The 11,973-nt window shown below is 64.9% G+C and carries 11 protein-coding genes; 9 read left to right on the top strand and 2 right to left on the bottom strand.

All coding sequences use genetic code 11. The annotated features are described in order from the left end of the window. Positions 1 to 74 precede the first annotated feature (74 nt). The 5 genes from ABD742_RS16220 (at position 75) to ABD742_RS16200 (ending at position 4,163) form a co-directional block, all read left to right on the top strand. On the top strand, positions 75 to 449 hold the full coding sequence (locus ABD742_RS16220) for a DUF3499 domain-containing protein (protein WP_234750880.1): 375 nt from the start codon (positions 75 to 77) through the stop codon (positions 447 to 449). Between the two features lie 175 nt (positions 450 to 624). Further along, entirely contained in the window at positions 625 to 849 is a 225-nt protein-coding gene (locus ABD742_RS16215) for a Trm112 family protein (RefSeq protein WP_234750879.1), read from the top strand. Positions 850 to 891: 42 nt separating this feature from the next. Continuing rightward, positions 892 to 2,373 (top strand): adenosylhomocysteinase, encoded by a 1,482-nt coding sequence (gene ahcY / locus ABD742_RS16210; protein WP_234750878.1) that lies wholly within the window; start codon positions 892 to 894, stop codon positions 2,371 to 2,373. A gap of 246 nt (positions 2,374 to 2,619) precedes the next feature. After that, the gene (locus ABD742_RS16205) at positions 2,620 to 3,855 is read left to right on the top strand and encodes a L,D-transpeptidase (protein ID WP_234751060.1); all 1,236 of its coding nucleotides are present in this window, start codon (positions 2,620 to 2,622) and stop codon (positions 3,853 to 3,855) included. Continuing rightward, positions 3,822 to 4,163, top strand: a complete 342-nt coding sequence (locus tag ABD742_RS16200; protein ID WP_344789337.1) for a L,D-transpeptidase — start codon at positions 3,822 to 3,824, stop codon at positions 4,161 to 4,163. Before ABD742_RS16205 ends, ABD742_RS16200 begins: the two co-directional genes overlap by 34 nt. 65 nt (positions 4,164 to 4,228) lie before the next feature. Here ABD742_RS16200 and ABD742_RS16195 read toward each other — a convergent pair whose 3' ends face one another. Continuing rightward, positions 4,229 to 5,029 (bottom strand): RDD family protein, encoded by an 801-nt coding sequence (locus tag ABD742_RS16195; protein WP_234750876.1) that lies wholly within the window; start codon positions 5,027 to 5,029, stop codon positions 4,229 to 4,231. 140 nt (positions 5,030 to 5,169) lie between these two features. On the opposite strand from ABD742_RS16195, the gene ABD742_RS16190 reads away from it, so the two are divergent. After that, positions 5,170 to 6,162 (top strand): stage II sporulation protein M, encoded by a 993-nt coding sequence (locus ABD742_RS16190; protein ID WP_234750875.1) that lies wholly within the window; start codon positions 5,170 to 5,172, stop codon positions 6,160 to 6,162. 145 nt (positions 6,163 to 6,307) lie between these two features. After that, positions 6,308 to 7,477 (top strand): TIGR01906 family membrane protein, encoded by a 1,170-nt coding sequence (locus ABD742_RS16185; RefSeq protein ID WP_234750874.1) that lies wholly within the window; start codon positions 6,308 to 6,310, stop codon positions 7,475 to 7,477. A gap of 99 nt (positions 7,478 to 7,576) precedes the next feature. Here ABD742_RS16185 and ABD742_RS16180 read toward each other — a convergent pair whose 3' ends face one another. Further along, the gene (locus ABD742_RS16180; RefSeq protein ID WP_234750873.1) at positions 7,577 to 9,223 is read right to left on the bottom strand and encodes a dolichyl-phosphate-mannose--protein mannosyltransferase; all 1,647 of its coding nucleotides are present in this window, start codon (positions 9,221 to 9,223) and stop codon (positions 7,577 to 7,579) included. 152 nt (positions 9,224 to 9,375) lie between these two features. On the opposite strand from ABD742_RS16180, the gene rsmI reads away from it, so the two are divergent. Both rsmI and ABD742_RS16170 read left to right on the top strand, forming a co-directional pair. Further along, positions 9,376 to 10,236, top strand: coding sequence for a 16S rRNA (cytidine(1402)-2'-O)-methyltransferase (gene rsmI, locus ABD742_RS16175; RefSeq protein WP_234751059.1), 861 nt, complete (start codon positions 9,376 to 9,378; stop codon positions 10,234 to 10,236). A 188-nt stretch (positions 10,237 to 10,424) separates the two neighbouring features. Continuing rightward, positions 10,425 to 11,906 carry an NAD-dependent succinate-semialdehyde dehydrogenase gene (locus ABD742_RS16170; protein WP_234750872.1) on the top strand — a complete coding sequence of 494 codons (1,482 nt, stop codon included), beginning with the start codon at positions 10,425 to 10,427 and terminating at the stop codon, positions 11,904 to 11,906. Positions 11,907 to 11,973 lie beyond the last annotated feature (67 nt).

Here is an 11,973-nt window from a genome sequence, read left to right as displayed (position 1 = left end):
CCGCCAACGCGACATAATGCGCGCAAAGGGGCAATGCACCGCGCCGCGGGGAAGTGCGGCTAATCTGGGATGTTGTGGGTGCAATTCGTCAGTGTTCCAGATCAGCCTGCCGCCAATCCGCGGTGGCTACTTTGACGTACGTCTACGCCGAGTCCACGGCGGTGCTGGGTCCGTTGGCCACGTATGCCGAGCCGCATTCCTACGATCTGTGCGCGCAGCATGCCGAGTCGCTGACTGTGCCGAGGGGTTGGGAAGTCATGCGGCTCGCGATGCCGTCCTCCCCGCCCCAGCCAGGGCCGGACGATCTCCTTGCCCTGGCGAACGCCGTGCGCGAAGCCGCATCGGCGCCGGCCGCGTCGGAACAGCGCACAATCCGCGCCCCCTTTGACGGGCCTGTCCCTCCAGAGGGAACAAGGCGCCACCTGCGCATCCTGCGCGATCCTTCCTGAACCCTGGACGGACAGTAACTGCGCGTCCCCTGACCTTGTGTGTCGCCCTAGGTGTCGCCGCTCCCTGTGTGACGAGCTTTGTGACACCGTGTGCGACGCCGCCGGGTTGTACTCTGGAAGCTGCCATATCTGTCCAAAGCGGCGTCCGCGAGATGCCATCCAGGGAGCTTCAACCATGCCAAAGGTCAGTCCTGAATTGTTGTCCATCCTGCGGTGCCCTGTCACCGGGTCCCCGCTGGAGCAGGACGGCGAGGAACTTGTGTCGACGGCCGCGGCCGCCTCGGGTGAGAAGCTCCGCTATGCCATCCAGGACGGAATCCCCTTGCTGCTGCCCCCGGAGCTGCTTGCCGCCGCCAACGCCGCGGCCTCAGACCAGCACGACGGTCCCCGCGACGCCTGAGCCCCACCTGACTTGACCATTCGGTACTTCCAAAGGACTTCCATGACTTTCGACTACAAGGTTGCAGACATCTCCCTGGCTGAAGCCGGGCGCCACCAGATTCGCCTGGCCGAGCACGAAATGCCGGGCCTCATGTCGCTGCGCGCCGAATTCGGTCCGAGCCAGCCGCTCAAGGGCGCACGCATTGCGGGATCCCTGCACATGACTGTGCAGACCGCGGTGCTCATCGAGACGCTGACGGCCCTCGGCGCCGAGGTCCGGTGGGCCTCGTGCAACATCTTCTCCACGCAGGACGAGGCCGCGGCCGCCGTCGTGGTCGGCAAGGGAACCGTCGGGGATCCCCAGGGTGTTCCGGTATTCGCCTGGAAGGGCGAGACCCTCGACGAATACTGGTGGACCGCCGAGCAGATCCTCAGCTGGCCGGGCGCGGATGCCAACCCGGAGTTGGGCCCCAACATGATCCTCGACGACGGCGGCGACGCCACGTTGCTGGTCCACCAGGGCGTCGAGTTCGAAGCTGCGGGCGCGGTACCGACCGCCACGGAAAGCGATCCCGAAGAGTACGCACTCGTCCTTGATGTGCTGCGGAAGAGCCTTGCCGCCGACCCGAAGAAGTGGACCCGCATCGCCGCCGGCATCCGTGGCGTCAGCGAGGAAACCACCACGGGCGTGCACCGTCTCTACCAGCTCGCCGAACAGGGCAAGCTCCTTTTCCCGGCCATCAACGTCAACGACTCGGTGACCAAGAGCAAATTCGACAACAAGTACGGCATCCGCCACTCCCTGCCGGACGGCCTCAACCGCGCCACGGATGTCCTCATGGGCGGCAAGGTCGCCGTCGTCTGCGGCTATGGCGACGTCGGCAAGGGCGCCGCTGAGGCGCTCCGCGGCCAGGGTTCGCGCGTGATCGTGACGGAGATCGACCCCATCTGCGCACTCCAGGCGGCCATGGACGGCTACCAGGTGGCCAAGCTGGATTCGGTGTTGGAACAGGGCGACATCTTCATCACGACTACCGGCAACAAGGACGTCATCATGGCCTCCGACATGCTCCGCATGAAGAACAAGGCGATCGTGGGCAACATCGGCCACTTCGACAACGAGATCGACATGGCCGGACTGGCAAAGGTCCCCGGCGTCCAGAGGGTGGAAATCAAGCCGCAGGTGCACGAGTGGGTGTTTGCCGCAGCCGACGGCCGCGACGAGCGGTCGATCATCGTGCTTTCCGAAGGCCGCCTCCTGAACCTGGGCAACGCCACCGGTCACCCCTCGTTCGTCATGAGCAACTCCTTCGCAAACCAAACGATCGCCCAGATCGAACTGTGGACCAAGAAGGACCAGCCCGAGGCCGAGCGCGAATACTCGAACCAGGTCTACGTGCTGCCCAAGATCCTTGATGAGAAGGTCGCCCGCCTGCACCTGGATGCTTTGGGCGTGGAACTGACCGAGCTCAGCAAGGAACAGGCGGAATACCTGGACCTTGACGTTGCCGGGCCGTACAAGCCGGAACACTACCGGTACTAAGAACACCGGCTGGGAGCACGCCGAGGCGGGCTCCCAGCCAATATCAAGCCGCGCCCTTTAGGATGCGGTTGTGGGGCGTGAGTTTTTTGGGGGGCGTGAGTTTTGGAGAAAACAGGAATGGGTCTTAATCCCGACGGCGAGCAAGCGGACACTTTCGAACATGTGGACGCTGCCCGGCTCTTCGACACCGAGCAGGACAGCGGCGGTGCGCGGCACGTGGACACTGCGTACTTGGACACTGTGCGCTTGGACGACACTGTGCAGACGAAGCGAGGCAGGTTCCGCAAGGTGGCCTGGATCGTGGTTGTCTGCCTCATTGCCGCGCTCAGTGGCACGTTTGCTGCAGTGGCCCCGCGTGCGGCCAGCGCGGCAATCGAGTCCGAGGGATCAGCAGGTGAACGCAGCGAGGCGGCAGCAGTGCTGCCCGTCGTGAAGCCTGCCACTGTGGTTGCGTCGCCTGCGAGCGGGGCCAAGCAGGTGAACCCGGCTGCGCCCGTCTCAATCAGCGTCAAGGACGGAACCCTGGACAGGGTCTCCTTGACGAGTTCCCAGGGAAAGACCGTTGATGGTGCGTTGACCCCGGATGGACTGAGCTGGACCGCATCCACGCCCCTCGAATTCAACTCCTCCTACACTTTCAATTACACCGTTGCAGATGCGGCCGGCCGCGCAACATCGAAGACCGGATCCTTCACGACGGTTTCCACGCAGAACGAGGCCGACGCCGCCATGTACCCCCTGGACGGGGCGAAGGTAGGCGTGGCGCAGCCGCTCCAGCTCACGTTCAGTGAACCCGTGGTCAACAAAGCCGCCGTCGAGAAGGCCATCAAGGTCACCTCCACGTCGGGCCAGGCCGGGGCCTTCCACTGGTTCAGCGACACCATGGTGCGCTACCGTCCGGAGAACTTCTGGGCAGCGAACAGCACGGTCACCGTGGACCTCAAGCTGTTCGGGGTGGACTTCGGCAACGGCCAGATCGGCAACTTCAACAAGACGAACACCTTCAAGATCGGTGATAAGAAGGTGGCGGTGGCCGACGCGGTTGCCCACACGTTCACGGTCAGTGTCAACAACCAGCAAGTGGGCCAGTGGCCGGACACCATGGGCGACACCAGGTTCCCTTCCGCGCGCGGCTACTTGGTCCTCATGGAAAAGTACCGGGTAGAGCACATGGACGCCTCCACCATCGGCCTCAAGCCGGGCGATCCCGCCTACTACGGACAGCTTGACGTCAACTACGCCACGCGCTTGACACCCAGCGGCGAGTTCATCCACCAGGCCACCGACTCGGCCTTGCCGTACATCGGCGTCACGAACCTCTCCCACGGTTGTATCGGATTGGGACCTGACGGTGCGAAATGGGTGTTCGACAACATGACAACGGGAGACGTCGTCCAGGTGGTCAATACCCAGGGTGACTACGCCAATTTCGATGACGGCTTTGGCGACTGGAACATCCCCTGGGCCCAATACGCCAACTGACCACAGCTCCCGTCACCCTCGGCAGCCCGGACTGGCTCTCGCCCACTGGCTACGCCGTAATCATGGAGCGGGAACGCCACTCCAAGTTCAACGCCGGCAGCATCGGCCTCAAACCTGGTGACAAGGGCTACTACGCACCGCTCGTCGTCGGCTGCGTTGGCCTGCTCCCGGCCGACGCCGCCTGGTTCTTCAACAACATGCGGACGGGGGATGTGGTGCAGGTCCTGAACACCGGCGCCCCCGCCGTGGAGCCGCTTGAAGGCTTCGGCGACTGGAACATTGCCTGGGCCGGCTACGCGAAGCGCTGAGCGCTGCCGGGACGTGCCGCAGTGGTGCCCGACGGCGGGGCGCGCCGTGAGTGCCGCGCGCTTGGCTAGCGCGTGAATGGGAGCCTGTTGAGTCGGTCCCCGACAATGGCGCTGCGTTGTTCTGCGCGGCGCAGCCGTTCCAGGTCCCGGTTTCGCCGCTCGCCCAACACGGCGTGCAGGTAGCCTTCCGGCGTCGTTCCGGGCGGCGGCGGTGGGGCGACGTAAGCGGCGAGTTCGCTCGCGAGGGCCGCGGCCAGGTGTGCGCGTGAGTCCGGCGCCATCCGCGAGGCCTGCTGGATGAACTGTGATGCCCGCCGCGCCGTGCCGTCCGGAACCCTGCCGATATCCGCGAGTCCCACCCACGCCTGCAGGTACGGAGGGGCATAGGGGAGGATTTTGGGTTCAGCGGGAACGCGCTGCCTGAGCGAATAGGTTCCGGCCACGACGTCTCCGAGCCTCTTCGACTTGTCGTTGAACAGTGCCACGGCAATGGCCAATCCGCCGAATGTCGCGTAGATCTCCAGGAAACCGATCAAGCCGCGGATCACCGCGTGCCGGAAGCGGATGGATCCGCCGTCGTCGCGCACGATCCTGAGCCCGGTAGCCAGCTTGCCCAGCGAGCGGCCGCGGCTCAGCGTTTCCACCGCCACGGGGACGACCACGAGGCACAGCACCACGCTGGACAAGGCCATCGCGCGACCCGCGGCCACGTCCAGATGGGGTGCAGCCATACTGAGCAGGAACAAAAGACCCAGCAGCAACACAACGTGAGCCACGACGTCGAGCATGAGACCAAGGGCCCTGGCCCCGAACGATGCCGGCCGCAGTTCAAGGACCACGGCCTCGCCGGTAATGATCGAACTCAAGCCCGCCCCCAAGCATTGCCACGATGTCTGCAGGACCGGACGGCTCCCGCTGGATCGAGTCTAACCGCGGCCATGGATGCTGAGGAGGGGTTTGCGTGGATGTGGGACTGTTTGGGGAGGGTTGGGATTAGGGTAGTGCCGTGGACATGGATGCCTTCTCTGTCGTGAACGGGACCAAATGGTCCCGTTTGCACGAGCTCGCGCACAAACGACGCCTCGACGGCGGTGAGACCGACGAGCTTCTGCGTTTGTACCAAGTGGTGTCATCACACCTTTCCCTCATCCGGTCCGTGGCCCCGGAGAGCGCACTCTCCGCCTCTTTGTCGGCGGCTCTCGCCCAGGCCCGTACCCGCTTCACCGGGGCGCGGTCGAATTTCATGGAAGATCTCGCCCGCTTTTTCGTGGTGTCCCTGCCCGCCGCGTTCTACCGCTTGCGCTGGCTCACGGTCTGTTGCGGGGTTTTCTTCTGCCTTGTGGCCGGCGCCTACACGCTCTGGATCGGAACGTCCCCGGACGCCTTGAGGGCCCTCGGAAGCAGCAATGCCGTGAAGCAATACGTCGATCATGACTTCGTCGGCTACTACTCCGAGAACCCTGCCGCGTCCTTCGCCGGCGCCGTCTGGACCAACAATGCCTGGATCGGGGCGCAGGCCGTGGCCTTGGGCATCACGGGTTTCTGGGTGCCGTACATGCTGTTCTCGAATGCACAGGGCGTAGGAGTCGCTGCGGGAGTCTTTGCCGCCACCGGCAAGATGGATCTGTTTTTCAGCTACATCCTCCCGCACGGCCTCATGGAGCTGACGGCCGTGTTCATCGCCTCCGCGGGCGGTCTCCGCATTTTCTGGGCCATGGTCTCCCCGGGCCCGCGGCGCAGGATGCAGGCAGTGGCGAAAGAGGGGCGTTCCCTGATCACAGTGGCCCTGGGCCTGGTGCTTGTCCTGTTCGTTTCCGGACTCGTCGAGGCCTTTGTGACGCCCAGCCCGCTTCCCGTGTGGGCCAAGATCCTCATCGGTTCGCTCGTTCTCGCGGCATACTGGGTCTATGCCTTGGTGCTGGGCGGGCGGGCATTCCGTGCCGGCGCCACAGGCGACCTGGACGCAAACGACGCCGGTTACCGGGAGATAGCCGCCTGAGGCACCCGGGTCCGGCCGCAATCCGACGTTTCCCGGGGTGGCTCATCGTCTGTCCGCGAGGGCTGACGGTAGGCTCGATGGCAGAGAAGATTGCCAGCAGACCGTTCCTGCTCCGGCATGTGACTCCTACGGAAGTGAAATCGAAGTGACCGAGAAGAGCCCGATCCCCAAAGACCCGGACGCGGATATCAACGACGACGGCGATGAGCCGGCCTTCGAATGGATGAAGCCCGCCCCCAAGTCCGCGGCCGCTGATGCACGCCCGGCAGGGGCCGCTCACGGCGCCCAGGACTCTTCGACGAAGCGGGTGCCCGAAGAGGGCAAACCGGGAGCCGGGTCCACGTCAGGGGCAGCTGCAGGCGAAGCTGCACGGCTTCCCGCCGAACGGCCCGCCGCAGGACAACAGCCGGAGAGCCGGGCAGACCGCAAAGCCGCCGAGGCTGCGGAGGCCGGGCCGGAACCGGCCCTCTTCGCAGAGCCCCTGCCGACGTCGGCCCTACAGGTCCGCCCACCGGAAGCCGAGGTGGAACGTCGCAACCACGAGCGCGAGCAGGCCGCCAATGCCAAGCCGCTGGCGCCGCGCATCTTCCAGGTCCTGCTGGCCGTCTTCTACCCCGTGGTCCTCCTGGTGCTGGCAATCCGCGCGGTGGCGAGCCCGCTGTTTCTGTGGGTGGAGTATTACCGGCCGGGATTCCCGGGCGACGGCTATGGCTTCAACGCCGATGACCGGATGACCTATGGTTCCTATGCCCTGGACTATCTCAGTAACTGGTCCGGGCCACGCTACCTGGGCGAGCTCGTCAACCAGAACGGCGAGAAGCTGTTCAAAGAAGGCGAAGTTGCCCACATGGCCGACGTCAAGACCGTGATGCTCTCCGCATTCGGTGCCGGCGCCCTCATGATCATCATTGGCATCATCGCAATGATCTATCTGCGCAAGCGAAGCACGGGCGGGATCCGCCGCGGACTGTTTGCCGGTTCGATCGTCACCTTGGTGCTCATCCTGGGACTGGGAACGCTTGCTGCACTGGGCTGGCAGCAGTTCTTCACGGACTTCCACCACATCTTCTTCGCCAACGGCACCTGGACATTTGCGCTCGACGACACGTTGATCCGCTTGTTCCCGGGACAGTACTGGATGGACTCCGGGATTGCGATCGGCGCCTTGGTCTTCATCACGGCCCTGCTGACCCTCATCTTCACCTGGCCTACCCGCCGTCGTCGCGGACTTTCTCCCAAGAACGAAGCTGCTGCTGACGACAGCGCGGATACCGACCCGGAGGCCCTCACGGAGTCCGGCGCACCGGAGAAGTAGCACCTTCGCAACAACGAAAAAGCGGCCCGCCTCGGAATATTCCTTCCCAGGCGGGCCGCTTCTTTGTGTGCGTGCCGTCCCGACCTTCCGGGCAGGCCCTTAGATCCAGGACGGCATCCACATACGCATCCGCCAGTCCTGGTAGCTGATAACTTCTGCCGTCCATACCGGATAGAAGAACGCCGACACCAGCACCGCAAGGACCACCACAAGGCCGACCAGGTACAGGCCGGAGCGGCGGCGCCACGGAGGAGCCCCGCTCCTGCCGAGCACCAGTCCCAATCCATAGACGAGAGCCAGCACGAGGAAGGGCTCGAAGGAAAGCGCGTAGAAGTAGAACATGGTGCGCTCCGGATACATGAACCACGGCAAATACCCCGCAGCGACGCCGGCCAGGATGGCCCCGGCCCGCCAGTCGCGCCGTCCCGCCCACCAGAACAGCACCACGAAAAGTGCAATCGTGGCACCCCACCAGATCACCGGGTTGCCGACGGACAGGATCGCCGAAGTGCAGTTGGGCAGATCGCAGCCGGAGGTTCCCTGCTTGGGGGACTCATAGTAGAACGACGTCGGCCGCCCCATGACGAGCCAGGTCCACGGACTCGCCGAATAGGGGTGCGGCGAGCTGAGGCCCTGATGGAAGTTGTAAGCCTCCATATGGTAGTACGCCAGGGAGCGCAGCGGCCCAGGAATCCATCCCCACGCGTCGGAGGGATTCGTATCCGCCCAGTGCCGGTAGTAGGCGTCCTTGGAAAGGAACCAGCCGGTCCATGTAGACAGGTACACAGCTCCGGCCACGGGGATCATGGTGAAGAACGCCGGAATGCCGTCCTTGATGATCCCGGCGCTGGGCCAGCTCCGGATGCCCGCAATACGCCGCGCGCTCATGTCCCAGAACACGGTCAACAGGCCGAAAGCAACCACGAAGAACAGTGCCGACCACTTGGTGCCGACCGCCAGGCCGAGGCAAACACCGGCCGCCAGCCGCCACCACCGGAATCCGAGCCACGGGCCCGAGGCGAGGTGCAACGGCGTCGGGCGGCCGTCCTTCGAGGCGCCTGCCAGCGCGGCAAGCCGTGCCGCCAGCCGTCGCCGTCCGTCGTCGCGATCCATCAGCAGGGCGCCAAAGGCTGCGAGCAGCCAAAACATCAGGAAGATGTCCAGCAGGGACGTCCGCGACATGACCAAGTGGTGGCCGTCGACGGCGAGGAGCAGACCCGCGGCAGCGCCCAGGATGTGGGAACGGAACAGCTTCAGGGCGATCAGGGCGATCAAGGCGATGGAGAGGGTCCCCGTCAGGGCCGCGGAAAACCTCCAGCCGAAGGAATTGTCCGAGCCGAAGAGCCACATCCCGAAGGCGATCATCCATTTCCCTACCGGGGGATGTACCACGTACTCGGGGGAGTTGAGCAGGACGTTGGGATTGCCTGCATTGAAGGCATCGTTGGCCTTGTCCGGCCAGCTTCGCTCGTATCCGCTGACCAGGAGCGAGTAGGCGTCCTTGACGTAGTAGGTCTCGTCGAAGACGAGGCTGTGCGGCGCATCGAGGCGGACGAAACGCAGGATCCCGCCGATCACGGCAGTAATGGTGGGGATCAGCCAGAACCACAGCCTCAACGACGGCGGATAGTCCCGCCAGCTTTGGATGCTGCCAATGAGCCGCGTCCGCAGGGCCTCGGCTGTGAAAGCCTCCCGGGGCCGTATCAACCAGGTTTGCGGGGCGGGGCGCACGGAGGTATCGGTCACTCAGCCCATGCTACCTTTTGCCTCCGGTAGCTCCCTGAAAGCGGGAGCCGGGGCATTAGGCTTGTTGGGTGACTGAACAGCTGAGCTCCCCGGATGAAACCACCCTTCCTGACTCGGCGGAGTCCCTTGAGGCCGAGGCGGAGCCTCTTGAAGTGCAGGCGCTGCCCGCCCTGCCCGACGGCGTGGGCCGGATCGTGCTGGCTGCGACTCCCATCGGCAACGTCGGCGATGCCTCGAGCCGGCTCATCGAGTTGCTGCAGACGGCCGACATCGTCGCCGCAGAGGACACCCGTCGCCTGCACCGGCTGGTCCAGTCGCTCGGCATCACCGTGTCCGGCCGGGTCATCAGCTACCACGAGCACAACGAGGCTGCCAAGACCGAGGAACTGCTGGATCACGTCCGGGCGGGCAAGACCATCATCATGGTGAGCGACGCCGGCATGCCCGCAGTGTCCGACCCCGGCTTCCGCCTCGTGGAGGGAGCCGTGGCAGCAGGGCTCTTCGTCACCGCCTTCCCTGGCCCGTCCGCCGTGTTGACGGCCCTCGCGCTATCGGGGCTGCCCACGGACCGGTTCTGCTTCGAGGGATTCCTTCCCCGCAAGGCCGGCGAACGCAGCTCCCGGCTTGCGGACCTCGGCAACGAACGCCGGACCATGGTGTTCTTCGAGGCACCGCACAGGCTCGAGCCCATGCTCCGTGCCCTTCACGAGCGGTTCGGTTCGGACCGCCGCATCGCCGTGTGCCGTGAATTGACGAAGACCTACGAGGAAGTCATCCGGGGAACCGTCCGGGAACTGCTCGAGTGGGCGGAAAACAACGAGGTCCGCGGCGAGATTGCCGTCGTCGTGGCCGGCGCCCCCGAACAGGCGCCGGGCAAGCCTGAAGACCATGTTGCCGCGGTCAATGAACTCATTGCCAAGGGCATCAGGCTCAAGGAAGCGGTGGCCGCAGTAGCCGAGGAGGCCCGCATCAGCAAGCGCGAGCTGTACTCCGCAGTGCTCGCAGCGCGTTAGGGCAGTGCTCGCGGCGCGGTAGCTTCCGCTCCAACCGGAGGCTGTGCAACTGCACAAACTCTTGCTCCCGCGGCAGTGCGCGAAGGCGTAGACACTGCTTCGCGGCGGGCAGTACCGTGACAGTAATTCCACAAAAATCAAGTGTTGGTGCATCTCTACAAGCTGCGCCGACTGACGAAGGAGTCACTGTGACTGTTACCGCCGATCGCGAAAGCGAACTTCTCGCCTCCGTTCCCACGGGGCTGCTCATCAACGGCCAGTGGCTGCCTGCGGCATCCGGCAAGACGTTCGACGTCGAGGATCCCGCCACGGGCAAGGTGCTCATCAGCATCTCCGACGCCGGAGCAGAGGACGGCGCCGCGGCGCTGGATGCTGCTGCCGCCGCCCAGGCTTCCTGGGCCCGTACCGCTCCCCGCGAGCGTGGTGAAATCCTGCGCCGCGCGTTCGAGCTGGTCACGGCACGCGCCGAAGACTTCGCGCTGCTCATGACCCTTGAAATGGGCAAGCCCTTGGCTGAAGCCCGCGGCGAAGTAGCTTATGGGGCCGAGTTCCTGCGCTGGTTCTCCGAGGAAGCCGTCCGCGTCAGCGGCCGCTACTCCGCCGCCCCGGACGGCAAGAACCGCATCCTGGTCCAGAAGAAGCCGGTTGGTCCCTGCCTGCTGATCACTCCGTGGAACTTCCCGCTGGCGATGGCTACCCGCAAGATTGCCCCGGCGGTTGCCGCCGGCTGCACCATGGTGCTCAAACCCGCCAACCTGACCCCGCTGACCAGCCTGCTCTTCGCACAGGTCATGCAGGAAGCCGGCCTCCCTGCAGGCGTGCTCAACGTCATCCAGACCTCCACGGCAGGCGCGGTCACCGGGCCCCTCATCAAGGACGACCGCCTGCGCAAGATCTCCTTCACGGGTTCCACCGCCGTCGGGCAGTCCCTCATGCGCGAAGCCGCGGACAAGGTCCTGCGCAGCTCCATGGAACTCGGCGGCAACGCACCGTTCGTGGTCTTCGAGGACGCCGACCTGGACAAGGCCGTCGAAGGCGCAGTCGCGGCCAAGATGCGCAACATGGGCGAGGCCTGCACCGCAGCCAACCGCTTCATTGTGCATGACTCCATCGCTGATGCCTTCGCCGATAAGTTCGCTGCCAAGATCTCGGCTCTGAACACTGCGCGCGGTACCGAGCCGGACTCCACGGTCGGCCCGTTGATCGATGGCAAGGCCCGCAACGGCGTGCATGCCCTCGTGTCCGACGCCGTTGCCAACGGCGCGATCGCCGTCACCGGCGGTGCCCCGGTTGACGGCCCGGGCTACTTCTACCAGCCCACCGTGCTCAAGAACGTGTCCGCGGACGCCCGCATCCTGAAGGAAGAAATCTTCGGACCGGTGGCCCCGATCATCACCTTCAAGAGCGAAGACGAAGCCATCAAGCTGGCCAACAACACCGAATACGGCCTGGTCGCCTACGTCTACACCAAGGACCTGAACCGGGGACTGCGCGTCAGCGAAAGAATCGAGACCGGCATGCTTGGCCTCAACGCCGGCGTCATCTCCAACGCCGCAGCACCTTTCGGCGGCGTGAAGCAGTCCGGCCTGGGCCGTGAAGGCGGTTTCGAAGGCATCGAGGAATACCTCACCACGCAGTACGTCGGCATCGCGGATCCCTACGCCGACTAGTAGAACTTCGGCGGACCTCTCGCAACGGGGAACTGCCGTTGAGTGAAGGCAGGGCACTGGACCTTTG

The organism is Arthrobacter ramosus, assembly GCF_039535095.1.
Classification (GTDB): Bacteria; Actinomycetota; Actinomycetes; order Actinomycetales; family Micrococcaceae; genus Arthrobacter; species Arthrobacter ramosus.
The sequence above is the reverse complement of the archived record's forward strand: the minus strand, read 5'-3'. Positions and strand labels throughout refer to the sequence as shown.

Bases quoted from the DNA above. Each gene is read 5' to 3' on its own strand.
- ABD742_RS16215 (WP_234750879.1), top strand. From the start codon at position 625: ATGCCAAAGGTCAGTCCTGAATTGTTGTCCATCCTGCGGTGCCCTGTC.
- ahcY (WP_234750878.1), top strand. From the start codon at position 892: ATGACTTTCGACTACAAGGTTGCAGACATCTCCCTGGCTGAAGCCGGG.